Origin of the sequence: Noviherbaspirillum malthae (assembly GCF_015352985.1) — a bacterium.
Classification (GTDB): domain Bacteria; phylum Pseudomonadota; class Gammaproteobacteria; order Burkholderiales; family Burkholderiaceae_D; genus Noviherbaspirillum; species Noviherbaspirillum malthae.
The window spans coordinates 727,504-745,258 of record NZ_JACYXF010000001.1 but is presented as its reverse complement, the minus strand read 5'-3'; the positions used below and the strand labels follow the sequence as shown (position 1 = coordinate 745,258).

The 17,755-nt window shown below is 63.9% G+C and carries 16 protein-coding genes and 2 riboswitches; of the genes, 7 read left to right on the top strand and 9 right to left on the bottom strand.

The genetic code is table 11. The features are described from left to right. Positions 1-84: 84 nt before the first annotated feature. From IGW03_RS03715 to cobT, 5 genes are all read right to left on the bottom strand, one after another. On the bottom strand, positions 85-1,056 hold the full coding sequence (locus IGW03_RS03715; RefSeq protein ID WP_194721217.1) for a FecCD family ABC transporter permease: 972 nt from the start codon (positions 1,054-1,056) through the stop codon (positions 85-87). An 86-nt stretch (positions 1,057-1,142) separates the two neighbouring features. Further along, positions 1,143-3,008: a TonB-dependent receptor domain-containing protein gene (locus IGW03_RS03710; RefSeq protein WP_194721132.1), complete on the bottom strand. Its 1,866-nt coding sequence runs from the start codon at positions 3,006-3,008 to the stop codon at positions 1,143-1,145. A gap of 86 nt (positions 3,009-3,094) precedes the next feature. Beyond that, a riboswitch (cobalamin riboswitch) is annotated at positions 3,095-3,332 on the bottom strand. Positions 3,333-3,386: 54 nt separating this feature from the next. Continuing rightward, a complete protein-coding gene (locus IGW03_RS03705; protein ID WP_194721131.1) occupies positions 3,387-3,935 on the bottom strand; it encodes a histidine phosphatase family protein in 549 nt (182 codons plus the stop codon). Positions 3,936-3,940: 5 nt separating this feature from the next. Further along, the gene (locus IGW03_RS03700; protein WP_228534940.1) at positions 3,941-4,747 is read right to left on the bottom strand and encodes an adenosylcobinamide-GDP ribazoletransferase; all 807 of its coding nucleotides are present in this window, start codon (positions 4,745-4,747) and stop codon (positions 3,941-3,943) included. A gap of 3 nt (positions 4,748-4,750) precedes the next feature. Next, the gene (gene cobT, locus IGW03_RS03695) at positions 4,751-5,818 is read right to left on the bottom strand and encodes a nicotinate-nucleotide--dimethylbenzimidazole phosphoribosyltransferase (RefSeq protein ID WP_194721130.1); all 1,068 of its coding nucleotides are present in this window, start codon (positions 5,816-5,818) and stop codon (positions 4,751-4,753) included. 76 nt (positions 5,819-5,894) lie between these two features. Continuing rightward, a riboswitch (cobalamin riboswitch) is annotated at positions 5,895-6,130 on the bottom strand. Between the two features lie 122 nt (positions 6,131-6,252). Between cobT and IGW03_RS03690 the strand changes: the two genes are divergently transcribed. From IGW03_RS03690 to IGW03_RS03680, 3 genes are all read left to right on the top strand, one after another. Further along, positions 6,253-7,101: an alpha/beta hydrolase gene (locus IGW03_RS03690; protein ID WP_194721129.1), complete on the top strand. Its 849-nt coding sequence runs from the start codon at positions 6,253-6,255 to the stop codon at positions 7,099-7,101. A 200-nt stretch (positions 7,102-7,301) separates the two neighbouring features. Beyond that, positions 7,302-8,096 carry a protein phosphatase CheZ gene (locus IGW03_RS03685; protein WP_194721128.1) on the top strand — a complete coding sequence of 265 codons (795 nt, stop codon included), beginning with the start codon at positions 7,302-7,304 and terminating at the stop codon, positions 8,094-8,096. Next, positions 8,096-9,964 carry a chemotaxis protein CheA gene (locus IGW03_RS03680; protein ID WP_194721127.1) on the top strand — a complete coding sequence of 623 codons (1,869 nt, stop codon included), beginning with the start codon at positions 8,096-8,098 and terminating at the stop codon, positions 9,962-9,964. Before IGW03_RS03685 ends, IGW03_RS03680 begins: the two co-directional genes overlap by 1 nt. Positions 9,965-10,038: 74 nt before the next feature. Here the strand turns inward: IGW03_RS03680 and IGW03_RS03675 are convergent, their stop codons facing one another. The 4 genes from IGW03_RS03675 to IGW03_RS03660 form a co-directional block, all read right to left on the bottom strand. Continuing rightward, entirely contained in the window at positions 10,039-10,695 is a 657-nt protein-coding gene (locus IGW03_RS03675; RefSeq protein WP_194721126.1) for a LysE family translocator, read from the bottom strand. 66 nt (positions 10,696-10,761) lie between these two features. Further along, positions 10,762-11,754, bottom strand: a complete 993-nt coding sequence (locus IGW03_RS03670) for a fumarylacetoacetate hydrolase family protein (RefSeq protein WP_194721125.1) — start codon at positions 11,752-11,754, stop codon at positions 10,762-10,764. Between the two features lie 331 nt (positions 11,755-12,085). Next, positions 12,086-12,877 (bottom strand): HAD family hydrolase, encoded by a 792-nt coding sequence (locus IGW03_RS03665; protein ID WP_194721124.1) that lies wholly within the window; start codon positions 12,875-12,877, stop codon positions 12,086-12,088. After that, a complete protein-coding gene (locus tag IGW03_RS03660; protein WP_194721123.1) occupies positions 12,874-13,815 on the bottom strand; it encodes a CysB family HTH-type transcriptional regulator in 942 nt (313 codons plus the stop codon). Before IGW03_RS03660 ends, IGW03_RS03665 begins: the two co-directional genes overlap by 4 nt. A 163-nt stretch (positions 13,816-13,978) precedes the next feature. On the opposite strand from IGW03_RS03660, the gene IGW03_RS03655 reads away from it, so the two are divergent. From IGW03_RS03655 to IGW03_RS03640, 4 genes are read left to right on the top strand one after another with little or no spacing between them, the layout of a single operon-like run. After that, positions 13,979-14,752, top strand: a complete 774-nt coding sequence (locus IGW03_RS03655; protein WP_194721122.1) for a sulfite exporter TauE/SafE family protein — start codon at positions 13,979-13,981, stop codon at positions 14,750-14,752. Between the two features lie 15 nt (positions 14,753-14,767). Next, entirely contained in the window at positions 14,768-16,462 is a 1,695-nt protein-coding gene (locus tag IGW03_RS03650) for a nitrite/sulfite reductase (protein WP_194721121.1), read from the top strand. Beyond that, on the top strand, positions 16,455-16,976 hold the full coding sequence (locus tag IGW03_RS03645; RefSeq protein ID WP_194721120.1) for a DUF934 domain-containing protein: 522 nt from the start codon (positions 16,455-16,457) through the stop codon (positions 16,974-16,976). Before IGW03_RS03650 ends, IGW03_RS03645 begins: the two co-directional genes overlap by 8 nt. Then, positions 16,973-17,692 carry a phosphoadenylyl-sulfate reductase gene (locus tag IGW03_RS03640; protein WP_194721119.1) on the top strand — a complete coding sequence of 240 codons (720 nt, stop codon included), beginning with the start codon at positions 16,973-16,975 and terminating at the stop codon, positions 17,690-17,692. Before IGW03_RS03645 ends, IGW03_RS03640 begins: the two co-directional genes overlap by 4 nt. Positions 17,693-17,755: the final 63 nt, after the last annotated feature.

The window sequence follows — 17,755 nt, the reverse complement described above, 5'->3', positions numbered from 1 at the left end:
CCCCATCCTCACCCCAGCCCTCCCCTTGAAGGGGAGGGAGTATCGGAGCGCAGCCCTGCGGCCAGAATTAGGTGCTTGCACCCCTCACCTCCTATACAGCTGATGCAACTGCACCAAAAACACCGGCACCCCGATCAGCGCCGTGATTACGCCTACCGGCAGCTGCTGCGGCGCGATCACCGTGCGCGCAAGCGTATCCGCCAGCACCAGGAAACTCCCCCCCGCCAGCGTCGCCGCCGGCAGCAGCAGGCGATGATCCGGCCCCCAGGCGAAGCGGCAGGCATGCGGCACGATCAGGCCGACGAAGCCGATGCTGCCGGCGCTGCTGACCGCACTCGCCGTCAACAGCGCCGAGCTCAGGAACAAGCCCTGGCGCAGGCGCGCGACCGAGATGCCAAGCGTGGCTGCCGCTTCCGCATGCAGTGCCATGACGTTGATCGCACGGGCGACACGGATGGCAAAGACCAGCGCGCCCGACCAGATCAGCCAGGGCAGCCAGCGCAGCTGGGTGGCCGACAAGTCGCCGATCAGCCAGAACACCATGCCGCGCAGCCGGTTGTCGGGCGCGATGGAAAGCATCAGCGTGACCAGCGCCCCGCAGCCGGAGGCGACGATGACGCCGGTCAGCAGCAGCATCGGCGCATTGCCGTCGCCGCCGCTGCCGCGCAGGTCGCGCCTGGCCAGCAGCAGCAGGAGCATGGCCACCGCGATGGCGCCGCCGAAAGCTGCTACATCAACTACCCAGGCCGCTGCCATGAACAGGATGGCGGCCAGCGCGCCGACCGCGGCGCCGCCGGAGACGCCGAGCACATAGGGATCGGCAAGCGGATTGCGCAGCAGCGCCTGCATCATCACCCCGGCCAGGGCCAGCGTGGCGCCGGTGACGAAGGCCGACAGCGCACGGCCTAGGCGCAGTTCCAGCAGCGTCGCCGCCAGCGACTCCGGCTTGCCGCGCAGCAGTTCGCCGAGCGCGCCGAACAGTTCGCCGGCCGACAGCGATACCGAACCGATCGCGCAGGCGAACAGGATGCAAGCCAGGCCCGCAGCGCCCAGCATCGCCAGGATGGCCACCGCGCGCCGGCGCTCGCGGAAGGATGGGAGGATGAGGACGCTGCTATGCACGTTGAGCTGCTTTCGATGAACTAGCGGATGCCGTAACGGATGCCGACGAAGACGTTGGACCCGGCGGTATTGTAGTTCCTCGCCAGCTCATAGTCCTTGTCCAGCACATTGTTCCAGCGCGCAAACAGCGACCAGTTGGGCGCGACCTCATAGTTTGCAAAGAGGTTGAGAATGCCGTAACCACCCAGGCGGGTGCGGTTGCTGGCATCGTCGAAACGTTCCGCCGAGAAGACGATGTCGCCGCCGGTGGTCAGCTTGCCTGCCGTATGGTCGAGCGACAGCGTGCCGTGCCGCTTCGAACGGCGCGCCAGCTGGCGGCCGGTGGTTTCATCCTTCGGGTTCTGGAAATCCAGCGACGCGCCGAGGTTGAAGCTGCCGACGGCCGTCTTGGCGCCGAGGGTCACGCCGGTGAGCAGGGCCTCGTTGACGTTGTAGGCGCAGCCGAACGGATGGGTCGCCTGCTCGACCGGGCACACCGGCGTGCTGACCAGCAGGTCCGTCAGGCGGTTGTGGTAATACACCGCGCTGTAGGTCGACTTTCCGTCCTCGTAATAAAGCCCAACTTCGGCATTGCGCCCCTTCTCGGGACGGTTGTCGGCGAAGCCGAAGCCCGGGAAGTACAGATCGTTGAAGGTCGGCGCGCGGAAGCTGGTGCCGATGCTGGCATTGGTGCGCAGGGCGCTGGTCAGGCGGTAGCCGTAGGACAGGCTGCCTGTAACGTGCGAGCCGAACTGGGAGTTGTCGTCATTGCGGATGCTGGCCGCGGCGAGATGCGCGCCGCGCTTGAGCTGATAGCCGGCGGCGATGGAGTTGGTCGTGCGCGACCGGTTCAGTTCGGTGGTGCTGGAATCGACTTCCTCGCGGCGGTGCTCGGCGATCAGCTGCACCACATCGGTGGTGAAGACGCTGAAGTTGTTTTGCCAGCTCACCTGCTGCTGCTTGGTGTCGAAATGCGTGCTGCCGGTGCGCGTGGTGTTCAGGCCCTTGTCCTGCGACTGCGACACCATCACCTGGCTGGTCCAGTTGGGCAGGATCTGGTTCCTGCTGTAGGCGCCGATGGTCGAGACTTTGGACTGGATGCGGTCGTCGAATGCAGCGTTGTTGTCGAACTGCGATTTCAGGTCGCTGTGCAGGAAGTTGACGCCGATCTCATGACCCTTGGCCAGCTCGAGACTGAACTGGCCGCTTGCGCTGTCGTTGTCGTAACCGTCGCGGTCGGGATTGAAACCGCTCGCGCCGCGCCGGGTGGAGGAGAAGCCGTCGGACTCTTCATGCGAGGCCCGCAGCGCATAGCGGAAGCCGCTGCTGGAACCCGAGACGCCGGCTTCGAGGTTGTAGGTGCGGTAGCTGCCGATGCCTGCCGATACCGTGGGCACCGGCGGGCCGTCGCCTTTCTTGGTGAAGATCTGGATCACGCCGCCGACCGCATCGGCGCCGTACATGGTGCTGAGCGGGCCATAGACGACTTCCACGCGGTCGATCTGCGACAGCGGAATGCCTGCCCAGCTGGCGCCGCCGCTGGTGGACGAGCCGACGCGCACGCCGTCGACCAGGACGATGTTCTGTTTGTTGTCCGTTCCCCTCAGGAATACCGACGAACTGGTGCCGGGTCCGCCGTTGCGGACGACTTCGATGCCGCGCTGGCGCTGCAGGACGTCGATGAGCGAAGTGCGCCCCGACTTGGCAATGTCTTCGGCGCTGATGACGATATTGTCGCTCAGCACTTCGGTTGCGATCTGCGGCGTGCGGTTCGCGGTCACCACCACCGACTCGAGTTTTCTGTCTTGTGCGAAGGCGGCGGGAACGGAAAAGAGCGTGCCGATGGCGAGCGCCATGGCGAGGGGCTTGCCTGCGGCCGGGCGGCCCAGGGATACGGATGAGATCATGTGAATTTCCAGTGATTGACAACCGGCCTGCTTCCCCGCAAGCCGGATTGAACGAAAGCGCCGAACGAATGACTCTCCCTGTCCGGCGGCTTTCACCTGTTCTGGCCGGTATCCGGGCTGGCAAGGTCGATCGGCCAGCCTTCCCATGCAAAAACGCACAGTGGCTTGAGAGGGCCGTCTGTCGCTGTTCAGCGCTTGACACTGTTGCAGCGACGCTTGCTTACCGTTGCGGGGGCAGCACACGTTATGCCTGAAGGGCTTCGTGTTTCCCGTTTAACTGCGGACGCGAATGCATCCGCGGGCACCAAAACCCGGCTATTGTAAGGCTTGCAGTAACCGGCGACAACATGAAAGGCGTGTAGCAGCCGGCCCTGCGTCCTATTCCAAGATTAGGAGTTCTCCGTAGGCAATCTCATGCCGGCTCCGTGCCGCCCGCAATGCCAGGTCGCGAGGCGAACCACCCTTGACGCATTCCTTCAGGAGCCGCATGGTTCCGGCATGGGCGACGATGACGGCATCGCTCACGCCGGACAGCAGGTCGGCATGGAAGCCGCTCACCCGGGTCGCCACATCGAACACGCTCTCGCCGCCGCCCGGCCGGTAGCCCGCCAAGTCTGTCGCCCAGGCATCGACCTCCCTGCGCGGAATCTGGTCCCAGGACCGCATTTCCCATGCGCCGAAGTGCATTTCCGCAAGCCGCGCATCGATCACGGGCATAGGCGCTTCAAGGCGTTCGGCAAGCGCAACGGCCAGTTCGCGGCAGCGCCTCAGCGGGCTGGCGTAAATCGGCATGTCGCGCGGGAGCAAGGGCAATACCGTATCGATGACGCGCTCCTGTTCCTCGCCTGACACGGCGAGGTCGGTGCTGCCGTAGCAAAGTCCGGAAGCGACGTCGGGCTTGCCGTGGCGCAGGAGGAATAGACGCATGCCGTTCAGACCGTCGCCAGCAATGCCAGGTAGCAGGAAACCTCGCACACCTGCTGCACCGCGCCAAGGCAGTCGCCGGTATAGCCGCCGATGCGGCGCACGAACTTGCGCGCCAGCCACGCTGCGCTGCACGCCATGGCCAGCAGCGCAGCCAGCAGGGCCGGCCATGCCAGCCAGCCGAGCCATAGCAGGACGATCGCCGGCAACAGCGCGAACGCCGCCGCAATCATGAATTCCGCATGCGACATGCGCTGCGCGAGCGGCTTGGCCTTGCCTTCCCCCTTCACATACTCGAGCCGCCAGATCAGTGCCGTTGCCATCAGACGCGACACGGGATGGCCGAGCAGCAGCCCCGCGATCAGGAGATGGAACGGCAGGTAGGCCAGCGCCGCGCATTTCAGCGCCAGCAGCAGCCCGATGCCGATCGCGCCATAGGCGCCGATGCGGGAGTCGCTCATGATCTGCAGCACCCGCTCACGCGTCATGCCGCCGCCCAGGCCGTCGCAGGTATCGGCGAAACCGTCTTCATGGAAAGCACCCGTCAGGTAAATGCCGGCGATGGTCGACAGCAGCACCGCCACGGTCTGCGGCAGCACCAGGGCCGCCAGCGCATAGGCGCCCGCGGCGAAAGAGCCGACCACGATGCCGACCGCCGGGAAATACCGGCTTGCATGCTGCAGCCATTCCGGTTCGAAACCGACCCAGCGCGGAATCGGCAGGCGTGTGAAGAACTGCAGCGCGATGAAGAACAGGCGCAGCTGATGCAGGCAGCGCATAGCAAGCGAGTCGGGGCGGACGCCGGTCGGCTGCATCGCTCAGTCGTCCTTGCCGCTGACCTGGGCTGATTCGAAGGTAGCCATGTCGTTGAGGAAGTTGACGGCCGCATGCAGCAGCGGCAGGGCCAGTGCGCAGCCGCTGCCCTCGCCGAGCCGCAGGCCGAGCTGCAGCAAGGGGCGCGCGCCGAGATGCTCGAGCATGCTGGTGTGGCCGCGCTCGTCCGAGCAGTGGGAGAAGACGCAATAGTCGAGTATCGCCGGCTGCAGCCTGGCCGCCGCCAGCAAGGCACTGGTGACGATGAAGCCGTCGATCAGCAGCACCATGCGCCGCCTTGCGGCGGCCAGCATGGCGCCGGTCATCATGGCGATTTCGAAGCCGCCCAGTGCGGCGAGAATATCCAGCGGCTCTTTTGCCTGCGCATGCAATTCGACGGCCCGCTGCAGCACTTTCAGTTTATGGGCGATGCCCTCCTCCGACAGGCCTGCCCCGGCGCCGACGCATTCCTTGAGCGGCGCGCCGGTTAGCCTGTGCATCAGGGCGGCGGCGGCACTGGTATTGCCGATGCCCATTTCGCCGAAGCCGAGCACATTGCCTTCCAGACCAGCGACCAGCTCAATGCCGTGCCGGATCGCAAGGCTGCACTGCTCCGGCGTCATCGCCGCTTCGCGCATGAAGTTGCGGGTGCCATGCGCCACCTTTCGGCCCACCAATCCGGCGCGCTCTCCGAAATCATGGTTGACGCCAGCGTCGATCACCTGCAGCGCGCATCCGTTCTGGCGAGCAAAGACATTGATCGCCGCTCCGCCGCCGAGAAAGTTTTCCACCATCTGCCAGGTCACGTCCTGCGGATAGGGCGACACCTTTTCCGCGACCACGCCGTGGTCGCCGGCGAATACAAGAATCGCCGGCGATGTGATGCGTGGATGAACGGTGCGCTGGACCAGGCCGATCTGGCGGGCCAGCGTTTCGAGCATGCCGAGACTGCCGAGCGGCTTGGTCTTGTTGTTGACGGCGGCGTCGAGCTGCGTCAACAGCGCGGTATCCGCCGTGGGTTCGACATGGGGAATGAGCGTGGAATCTTCTTGACGATGGCTGGGCTGCGGCATGAATGCATTCATTAGGAACTGGGAGAAGGCATGCGAAAAACCCCGTCCGCATGGCGTGACTCACCGGACGCGTCTGCGCCGATGCAGCATTCCGGCCGGTATCCGGGCTGGCAAGATCGATCGGCCAGCCTTCCCATGCAGAAGATGCACAGTGGCTTGAAGGGCCGTCTGTCGCTGATCAGCGCTTGGCTGCTGCAGCGACGCTTGCTTACCGTTGCGGGGGCAGCACACGTTATGCCTGAGAGGCTTCGTGTTTCCCGTTTAACTGCGGACGCGAACGCATCCGCGGGCACCAGAACGCCGGCAGTGTACGGCGGCGGCCCCGGCCCGTCAAATCTCCGGACCGGCCAGATCGCCGGGCCATTCCATGCCATTTGCCGGCAAGCCCGGTAAACTGTCGCCCGGATAACCATTTCAACACCGCAGACACGCCCATGGACAACCAAGCCGAATACTACAGCCAGCAATACAATGCCCGCGCCTCCATTCCCGATCATCCCTACATCTTCACGCGCTGGCTGAAGGATTCGATGCAGGTGCGGCGCTCGCAGGCCGCGCTGTTCGATCTCGCCTACGGCGAAGCCTCCGCCGAGCGCCTGGACTTCTTCCCCACCAACCGCAGCGATGCGCCGCTGCTGGTCTTCATCCACGGCGGCTGGTGGCGTTCGCTGGACAAGTCGGATTTTTCCTTCGTCGTGCCCGCGTATACCCGCGCCGGATTCAATGTGGCGCTGACCAATTACACGCTGGCGCCGCATGCCAGCATCGCCGAGATCGTGATGCAGCAGGTGCATGCGCTGGCATGGCTCTACCGGAGCGCGGAAAAGTACGACTTCGATCCGAAGCGCATCGTGGTTGCCGGCCACTCCGCCGGCGCGCACCTGGCGGCGATGATGATGGCCGCACACTGGCCGGTGTTCGGCGCCGACCTGCCGGCCGACCTCGTCAAGGGCGGCGTCCTGATGTCCGGCCTCTACGACCTCGAACCGGTCAGGCACGCCGATTTCGTCAACGTCGACCTCAAGCTCACCGAAGCCGATATCGCTCCCCTGTCGCCGGCATTCATGCCGCAGGGCCATCCGGCTTCCTTCGTTACCGCCTACGGCGCGCTCGAATCCGACGAATTCCGGCGCCAGACCGAACTCATCGCGCGCTCATGGAGCGGCAGCCATCGCGGCGACGTACCCCTGCCCGGCCTGAACCACCTGACCATCTGCGATGCGTTCGCCTCGCCGGAACATGCGCTTTGCCAGGCGACGATCTCGCTGCTCAAGGAGCTTTGATCGACGTCTTATAGACGAATTGGCAAGTTTGCGCAGGCCGAGACAACACTTTGCAGCGGCCCGGCGCAGCGTCTTCATGTTCATGTTGCGCAGAAGAAATTCGTAGCTGATAATCCAAGTGAATGGGCAGGTACGGCCGCGCCATGACCGCCTGTCGACCAACAATGGACAAGCTGACAACGAATGAAGGATGCACCGACATGACCGACGCCGCAGATGATCTTGAAGCCCTGTTTGAAGAAGTAGCCGCGCAGCGTACGGAAACGGTCGCCGCCCCTGCAAGCCCTGCAAGCGCGCAGGAAACAGTCAGCCTGGATAACGAACCCCTCGCCGCCGGCGCCGAGCAGGACATGCAGCAGGCACAGGAAATTTCCGGAAATCCGGAGGACCCTGAAGACCAGTCGATGTACGAGCGACTCGGCGGCATCGTGCGCATGCTGCACGACTCGCTGCGCCAGCTGGGCTACGACCGCTCGCTCTCCGACGTCGCCAGCCAGATCACCGACGCCCAGGGCCGTCTCGAGCATGTGGCTTCGCTGACCGAGCAGGCCGCCAACAAGGTGCTCAATACCGTCGATACCTGCATCCCCGAGCAGGAAACCCTGCAGAAGCAGGCGAAGGACATGGAAAGCCGGTGGGCCCAGCTGTTCGAAGGCAAGCTCGGCATCGAGGAATTCAAGGCACTGGCCGGCGACTCGAAGCAGTTCGCCGCCGTCGTGCAGGAAGCCACCGAATCCGAAAAGGCCCGCCTGCTCGACATCATGATGGCCCAGGACTTCCAGGACATCACCGGCCAGCTGATCAAGAAGATCGTGCACATCACCAGCACCGCCGAGAAGGAACTGGCGCAGCTGCTGCGCGACAATGCTCCGCCGGAGGTCAAGGCGGCCATGGCCGAATCCAAGCCGGTGGAACTGATGCAGGGGCCTGCCGCGCCCGGCGTTGCCATGGCGCAGGACGACGTTGACAGCTTGCTTGCCGATCTGGGGTTCTAATGGACGATATGCTCAAGGAATTCGTCGTCGAGGCGCTTGACCTCGCGACGAACGTCGAGGAGCACCTGCTCTCGCTGGAGCGGCGGCCCGACGATACCGATACGCTCAACGCCCTGTTCCGCTCCTTCCATACCATCAAGGGCGGCGCAGGCTTCATGAATCTGCCGGCCATCGTGTCGGCCTGCCACCTGACGGAAAACCTGTTCGACGGCCTGCGCACCGGCCAGGTGCCGGTGACGCCGACGGCGATCGAGGCCGGCCTGCAGGCCAGCGGCTTCGTCGGCGACCAGCTCAAGCAGCTAGCCAACGGTGCGGCGCCCGAAGCGCTGCCTGCCATGCCCGCGTCGCTGGAGGAACTGCTGAATGCGGCGATCGAAGGCAAGTCCACCGCCCCGGCTGCTGCCGTACCCGATGCGGCTGAGACAGCGGCCGCTGCAAGCGAACCGGCAGCCCAGCCTGCCGGCGTTTCCACCGTTTCCGCCATCGATTCCGACGGCCTGGATTGGGAAGCGCTGTACCGCGCCGTCGTCCCTCCAGGCACCCTGCCCGACGCGCCAACAGCCGCCATGCTGGCCGCCAGCGCGCCGCCCAATGTGACGCCGCTGGCCAAACCCGCCGGCGATGACAAGCCGCAGGCAAAGGCTGCCGCCGACGACAACCAGCGCCCCATCACCGCCCAGGTCAAGGAAGACACCATCCGCATCGACGCGGTCAAGCTCGATGCGCTGCTGGAAGTTGCCGGCGAGTCGGTGCAGGCCGCCAACCAGGCCAGCGTGCTGCTGGAGAAGCTGTCGCAGTTCAAGTTCGAAGGCCAGGCCGCCGCGCTGATGTCGACGCTGCAGGAAACCCTGAGCCGCGCCTCGCGCTATTCCACCGAACTGCAGCGCGCGACGCTGTCGACCCGCATGCAGCCGGTGGGGCGCCTGTTCCAGAAATTCCCGCGCCTGGTGCGCGAGCTGGCAAGAGACCTCGGCAAGGATGTGGATCTCGTCATCGAGGGCGCCGAAACCGAAGTCGACCGCGTGGTGGTCGACAGCCTCTACGATCCGCTGGTGCACATGCTGCGCAATGCGCTCGACCACGGCATCGAAACCGCCGACGAGCGCGGCGCGACCACGAAGCCGGCCAAGGCCACCATCCTGCTCAAGGCCTGGCAGGAAGGCAGCAGCGTCATGATCGAGATCTCCGACGACGGCAAGGGCATGGATCCGGCCAAGCTGCGCGCCAAGGCGATGGCCAAGGGACTTATCAGCGACAACGCGGCGCAGACCAATGAAGAAGCGCTGCAGCTGATCTTCCTGCCTGGTTTCTCGACCAAGGAAGTCGCTTCCAGCGTATCCGGCCGCGGCGTCGGCATGGATGTGGTGAAGACTGCGGTGGAAAAGCACCGCGGCGCGATCCGCATCGATTCCGTGCTGGGCGAGGGCACCCGCTTCACCATCCGCCTGCCGATCGAACTGTCCATCGTTCCGACCATGCTGGTACGTACTTCCGGCGCGGCGCTTGCCATGCCGATGGCTGTGGTGCAGCGCGTGGTCGAACTGCCGGAGACCTTCGACGAAGTCGGCGGCGCGCCGGTGCTGCGCGACCAGGGCCGTCCGCTCGCGGTCCGCTCGCTGGCCGCCATCCTCGGCTATGAACAGGGCCGGGAAAAGGTCGGCATCGTCATCGCCGCGCCGCAGCCCTACATTCTTGCAGTGGATGCGGTCGACGGCACCGCCGACCTGGTAATCAAGCCGCTGACCGCGCTGGCGGTGCCAGGCGTCAACGGCACGGCTCGCTCTGCCGAAGGCGAACTGGTGCTGGTCATCAGCCTGGCGTTCCTGCTGGACGGCTGCAAGACTTCGATGGCAATGCTGGCCGCCTGAAACCCGCCTGACCTAGCAGGAGCATAAAAAAACCGGACCTTGCGGTCCGGTTTTTTATTGTGTCTTTGCCGCGCCTATTTCGCGCTGCGCCCTCCCGACACCGCCGTAAAAATGCCGAGCCCGATGAAGGCGCTCGCAGTCACATAGCGCCCGGCCGCACCGGCACCCTTCATTTTTTTCAGCGCAGGCGCAAGCGCGCCGGCTGTAAATACATACATCAGGTCGGTGGTGGCGGCGATCATCACGAACACGGCACCGAGCAGCAGGCTTTGTCCCATGGCGGAAGCGGCCGGGTCCATGAACTGCGGCAGGAAGGCCGCAAAGAAAATCGCGGTCTTGGGGTTGAGCAAGGCGACCACGAAGCCGTCGCGGAAAATGCGTCCCGCCTGCGCCGTGCCGAATGTCGGCGCCGCCCCTTCCCCGGCTTGCGGTTTCGGCGCGCGCAGCGCCTTGACGCCGAGATAGATGAGATAGGCTGCGCCGGCATATTTAACGACGCTGAAGGCCAGCGAGGAAATGGCAAACAGGGCGGCAAGCCCGATGGCGGCGCCCACCGCATTGCCGAAGTTGCCGAGGGCAACGCCCGCGACCGAAGCCAGCCCGGCCCGGCGGCCCTGTGCCAGCGTACGGGTCAATACATAAATGACGGCGGGTCCCGGCGTCACCGCCAGAGCAAGGCTGGCGAACAGGAAAGCCGCCAGCAGCGGCAGGGAAGGAAGCAGGTCCTGCATGGCATTCTCCTTTGAGCGTGTATGCAGGCAGTATAGCTCCAGGCGAACCCGGCGAAATCAGCGCGGTCAGCGTGACCGTGCAGCCTGCACCACCTGCTGATCGATCGCGCCGAAGATCGACTTGCCGTTGGCGTCCAGCATCTCGATCTTGATCGTATCGCCGAACTTCATGAACGGCGTCTTTGCCTGGCCGTCGGCAATCATTTCCAGGCAGCGCTTCTCGGCAATGCAGGTATAGCCCTTGCCGGCATCCTTGTTCGACACCGTGCCCGATCCGATGATGGATCCGGCGCGCGCATTGCGCGTCTTGGCCAGATGCGCGATCAGCTGCGGAAAGCTGAACACCATGTCGACGCCGGCATTGGGCTGCCCGACCAGCGCGCCGTTCCAGAAGGCGCGCAGCGGCAGCGCCACCTTGCCGTCCTGCCAGGCATCGCCAAGCTCATCCGGCGTCACCGCCACGGGCGAAAAGCTCGACGCCGGCTTGGACTGGAAAAAGCCGAAGCCCTTGGCCAGTTCCGCCGGAATCAGGTTGCGCAGGGAAACGTCGTTGACCAGCATCAGCAGCTTGACGTGCACAAGCGCCTTCTCCGGCGTCGTGCCCATCGGTACGTCATCGGTGATGACGGCTACCTCGCCCTCGAAGTCGATGCCCCACTCTTCCGAAGCCAGCGCGATATCGTCGTTCGGTCCGAGGAAATCGTCGGAGCCGCCCTGGTACATCAGGGGATCGTGCCAGAAGGATTCCGGCATCTCGGCGTTGCGCGCCTTGCGCACCAGCTCCACATGGTTCACATAGGACGAGCCGTCGGCCCACTGGTAAGCACGCGGGAGCGGCGCCATGCAGCGCCTGGGATCGAAATCGAAGCTGCGGCGCGCCTTGCCGGCATTGAGCTGTTCGTACAGCTGATCAAGCTGGGGCGCGATGAAGGACCAGTCGTCCAGCGCCCGCTGCAGGGTCAGCGCGATTCCGTCGGCGACATGCGCCGTTTTCAGGTCCCGCGACACGACCGCCAGCTGACCGTCGCGGGTGCCGTCCTTGAGGGTGGCGAGTTTCATTCGGGTCTCCTTTTGCGGTAGGTCCGGTGTGCGAAGCAGGAAAGCAGATGTTAGATGATGCGATCGGTCTTTGCTCCCTTCTCCCGCAGGCGGGGCGCAGGCAAGGTTTCGCAAACCATCGTTTGCGCTGCCGTAGCCGACCTGGCGTGCAAGCTGGGTCGTAGGGCTCGCAGCGAGGGTTGAGGATGAGGGAGGCTGTCAAGACCGTCGGGGGCTTTGCAACCGCCCTCACCCCAACCCTCTCCCGCCTGCGGGAGAGGGAGCGAAATGCAAAAGCACCGGGCTTTGACAGGAAGATCCTGCGGAATTGCTCAGGTTCTCGGCGAGCGGATCACCTATCCGTCAATATCGCCTGCGCAACTTCCACGAAACCCGCCCCGTATTCAAGGATGGTCACGTAAGCAGGCATGGCTTCCAGCCGCGGCAGATGGCGGCGCACATTGGCGACGCCAATGGCATGCGGGTAATGGGCGAACATGCGCGCATCGTTGCCGGAATCGCCGACGAACGCATAATCCCGGCGCGCCGCTTCGTCGCTTATGCCGAATACCTCCCGCAGCAGGCGTTCGCTGGCCGCCTGCTTGCAGAACGGCATCGGCGCCGCATGTGCATGGATGCTGCTGGCGGTCGCATGAAAACCGTGCTCCCGTATGAGGGCAAGGATGCCCGCAACGGTCTCCGGTGCGAGGGGCGGAACATTTTCCCCGATATCGAAGGCGAGGTCTCCGATGCGCAGCGGCGCATCGTCGGCCACCGGCACTTGCGGGTAACGTTCGCGCAGTACGGGAACCAGGGCTTTCAGCGCAAGCCGGTGCTGTTTCCGGGCAGTTTCGTCGGCATAAAACCATGACTGCATGCGGCCCGAGCCGTCGTTCCAGAAGGCGCTGGCACCGTTTTCGGCGATCACCGCATCGAAGCGGCACAGCTTGAGCAGGGGCATGGCCCAGTAGGTCGGACGGCCGGTGACGGCAATGACTTGCAAGCCGGCATCGCGCAGATCGTTCAGCGCCTGCAGCACCTGCGGCGTCAGGGCGCCGGCGGTGGTCAAGGTGTCATCGATGTCGGTCAGGATGCCGCGCAGCGCGCGGCGATGTTCCAGCGGCCACTCCCTCAGCGGCTTCATAGCTCGTAATTTTCCTTTTCGCCGCTCATCAGCTGCTCGATCAGCTTGCGGTTGAGCGTGGGTGTCAGCAACTCAATGAAACTGTATACATAGCTGCGCAGATAAGCGCCCTGCTTGAGAGCAACACGCGAGACGTTGGAACCGAACAAATGCCCGACGGAAATCGCTTCCAGCCCCTTGTCGCGCTCCGGATCGAAGGCCATGCCGGCGATGATGCCAACCCCCATGCCGAGTTCGACATAGGTCTTGATGACATCGGCATCGATGGCTTCCAGCAGCACATCCGGCTTCAGTTCCCGGATCGCAAACGCATGATCGATCTTGGCGCGACCGGTGAAGGCGCTGTCATAGGTGATCAGCGGATAGCCGGCGATTTCTTCCAATGTGATCGGCTTGGCATTGAGCAGGGCATGGCCATGCGGCACCACGACTACATGTTCCCACTGGTAGCAGGGCATAGTGATCAGGCCGTCCATGTTGGCGATGGCTTCGGTGGCAATCGCCATGTCGGCCTGGTCCTTCAATACCATTTCGGCAATCTGGCGCGGATTGCCCTGCAACAATGACAAGCGCACCTTGGGAAACTTCTGGGTAAACATCTGCACGACCTTCGGCAGCGCATACCGGGCCTGCGTATGGGTTGTGGCAATAGTGAAACTACCGGTATCCTGCGCCGCGAACTCCTTGCCGATGCGCTTCAAGCCGTCTATCTCCTGCATGATCAGCTCCACCGAACGCAGCACCGCGCGGCCGGGTTCGGTCAGCCCGCGGATGCGCTTGCCGTGCCGGGTGAAGATGTCCACGCCCAACTCTTCCTCAAGCTCGATGATGGCCTTGGAAACGCCCGGCTGCGAGGTATACAGCGCCTTGGCGGCTTCCGTGAGGTTGAAGTTCTGGCGGACGGCTTCGCGCACGAAGCGCAGTTGATGGAGATTCATCGTTTCCCTTAATGCAAGACCGGCTGCGGCCGGGCATGGGCCATGGCCAACTGTGTTTTTTTATGCTTGCTTATGCCAAATGGGCATATAAGCAAATAAATACTAAGTCGTTTGGAATAAGGAATAAGTTTATTACGATTCACACTCCTTTGCGCGAGGTTTCATGACTCTGACTTATGTTGTTTCCGGTTTTGCAGTGGGCCTGCTGGTGGGGCTGACAGGCGTCGGCGGCGGTTCGCTGATGACGCCGCTGCTCACCCTGATGTTCGGCGTTTCCCCCACCGTGGCCGTCGGCACCGACCTGGCTTTCGCTTCCGCGACCAAGACCGCCGGCACGCTTGCCCACCGGGTGCGCGGCACCGTGCGCTGGGAAGTGGTGCGCCACCTCTGCTACGGCGCCCTGCCCGCCGCCCTGCTGACCACGCTGGCCCTCAAGTATTTCGGGGCCATGGACAAGCATATCGGCCAGATCATCCGCTATTCCATCGCCGGTTCGGTGCTGCTGACCGTTGTTGCGCTGCTGTTCCGCAGCCGCATGCAGGCCTGGGTGCTGGCCCATCCGGAAAAGCAGTTGCAAGGACGCAACCTGGCCGTCACGACCGTCATCGTCGGCGCCGTGCTGGGCACGCTGGTCACGATTTCCTCGATCGGCGCCGGGGCGGTAGGTGCGACCATATTGGTATTACTGTATCCTCGCCTGTCTCCTGCGGAAATCGCCGGAACCGACATCGCCTATGCCGTGCCCCTGACCGCGATCGCGGCAGCGGGACACTGGTATCTGGGTTCGATCAATTGGGAACTGCTGCTGACCCTTCTGCTGGGTTCCGTGCCGGGCATCACGCTCGGTTCGCTGGCAGCCAAGGCAGTTCCGGAAAAGATACTGCGCGGCTTGCTCGCCACCACGCTGACAGCCGTCGCCGCCAAAATGGTTTTTTGAGATTGGAACAAGAAGATGTATCGATACGACCAGTATGACCATCAGATCGTCAAGGAACGCGTTGCCCAATACGCGGACCAGGTACGCCGCCGCCTGTCCAACGAACTGAGCGAGGACGAATTCCGTCCGCTGCGCCTGCAGAACGGCCTGTATTACCAGCGCCACGCCTACATGCTGCGCTGCGCCGTTCCCTACGGTCTGCTGTCGTCCAAACAGGTGCGCATGTTCGCCCATATCGCGCGTGAGCATGACCGCGGCTACGGCCACTTCACCACCCGCCAGAACATCCAGTTCAACTGGATCAAGATCGAGGAAACCCCGGAAATCCTGGCCAAGCTGGCATCGGTGGAGTTGCATGCGATCCAGACTTCCGGCAACTGCGTGCGCAACATCACTTCCGACGAATTCGCCGGCATCGCGCCCGACGAGATCATCGATCCGCGTCCCTATGCCGAAATCCTGCGCCAGTGGAGCACCTTCCACCCCGAATTCGCCTTCCTGCCGCGCAAGTTCAAGATTGCCATCAACGGCGCGCTCGAAGACCGCGCCGCGATCCAGGTGCATGACATCGGCCTGTCGGTCGTGAAGAACGAACAGGGCGAGATCGGCTTCCGCGTGCTGGTCGGCGGCGGCATGGGCCGCACCCCGATCCTGGGCAGCGAGATCCGCGCCTTCCTGCCGTGGCAGCATGTGATGAGCTACATCGAAGCCATCCTGCGCGTCTACAATCAGTACGGCCGCCGCGACAACATGTACAAGGCGCGCATCAAGATCCTGGTCAAGGCCCTCGGCGTCGAGGAATTCGCGCGCCAGGTCGAAGCGGAATGGGTTGACCTCAAGGATGGCCCGAGCACGCTGACCGAAGAGGAACTGGCCCGCGTGGCCTCCTTCTTCCCGTCGCCCGCCTATGAAAAGCTGCCGGCGACCGACGCCGCCGTCGAACAGTACAAGAACGACAGCAAGGCTTTCTCCAACTGGATCAAGCGCAACGTCAAGCCGCACAGGGTGCCGGGCTACGCCGCCGTCGTGCTGTCGCTGAAGAAGACCGGCGTGCCGCCGGGCGACGCCACCGCGGAACAGATGGACTTCGCCGCCGACCTCGCCGACCGCTACAGCTTCGGCGAACTGCGCGTGACCCACGAGCAGAACCTGGTGCTGTCCGATGTGAAGCAGTCCGACCTGATCCGCCTGTGGGAAGAAGCCAAGGCGCACGGCATGGCCACGCCCAACATCGGCCTCCTGACCGACATGATCTGCTGCCCCGGCGGCGACTTCTGCGCGCTGGCCAATGCCAAGTCGATCCCGATCGCGTCCGACATCGCCGAGCGTTTCGACAACCTCGACTTCCAGCATGACATCGGCGAGATCGAGCTCAACATCTCGGGCTGCATCAATTCCTGCGGCCACCATCATGTCGGCCACATTGGCATCCTCGGCGTCGACAAGGACGGCAGCGAGTGGTACCAGGTGTCCGTCGGCGGCGCCCAGGGCAACGATTCGAGCATCGGCAAGATCATCGGCCCGTCGTTCTCCGCGCACCAGATGCCGGAAGTGATCGACCGCATCCTGCAGGTCTACCTGCGCGAGCGCAACGAAGACGAACGCTTCATCGACACGGCCCGCCGCATCGGCGTCGCTCCGTTCAAAGAATTCGTCTACGCCACCCCCATCAAGATCGAACACAAAGCTGGAGAAGACGCCTATGCGTAACATCATCAAGAACAAGGCCGTCGTCTCCGATGACTGGAACGTGCTGCGCCTCGGCGAGGAAGACACGCCGGAAACCGTCGCCATCCCCGAAGGCAAGGTCATCGTGCCGCTGAAGGTCTGGCAGGCGCAGCGCGCCGCGCTGGAGGGCCGCAGCGAGCTCGGCGTCTGGATCGCCAGCAGCGAGCGTCCGGAAGAGCTCAAGGGCGACCTGGGCAACTTCAAGGTGGTGGCCGTCGACTTCCCGAAGTTCGCAGACGGCCGCGGCTACTCGACCGCCTACAACCTGCGCGCCCGCCTCGGCTACACCGGCGAACTGCGCGCCATCGGCGACGTGCTGCGCGACCAGCTGTTCTACATGCAGCGCGTCGGCTTCGATGCCTTCGCGGTGCGCGAGGACAAGAACATCCATGATGCGCTCAAGGGACTGACCGATTTTTCCGAGGTCTACCAGAATTCCTGGGACCAGAAGTCGCCGCTGTTCCGCCGGGTGCAGCGCAGCGGAGCGCCGGCATGAGCGATCTGAATACCCTGGTCGAGAACACGCAAGCGACGCTCAGGCGTATTGCCGACGAGTTTTCGCCGGCGGTGTTTGCGTCCAGCCTGGCGGCGGAAGACATGGTGCTGGCGGACCTGATCCTGAAGGCGAAGCTGCCAATCGGCATCTTCACCCTGGAAACCGGCCGCCTGCACAAGGAAACCCTGGGCATGGTCGACCGCATTCGCGAAACCTACGGTGTCGAGGTTGCGCTGTACAAGCCGGAAGCCGCCGCGGTCGATGCCTATGTGCAGCAGAACGGCCTGAACGCCTTCTACGACAGCGTCGAGATGCGCAAGGAATGCTGCCGCATCCGCAAGGTCGAGCCGCTCAACCGCGCGCTCGCCGGCAACAAGGCATGGATCACCGGCCAGCGCCGTTCGCAGTCGACCACCCGCGCCGAACTCGCGGTGCAGGAAGACGATCCGGCGCACGGCATGACTAAGTTCAATCCGCTGGCCGACTGGTCGGAGGAAGACGTCTGGAACTACATCCGCAGCAACAGCGTGCCTTACAACCCGCTGCACGACAAGGGCTATCCGTCGATCGGCTGCGAACCCTGTACCCGCGCGATCCAGCCGGGCGAGGACGTGCGCGCCGGACGCTGGTGGTGGGAGAACCCCGAGTCCAAGGAATGCGGCCTGCATGTCGTCGACGGCAAGCTGGTGCGCATCAAGGCGGTGGCTGCGACCTAAGCGCAGCTTTGCAGCAGCAAGAAGATGCATCAGAAGTGACAGACGTATCAGACCTATCTCAGA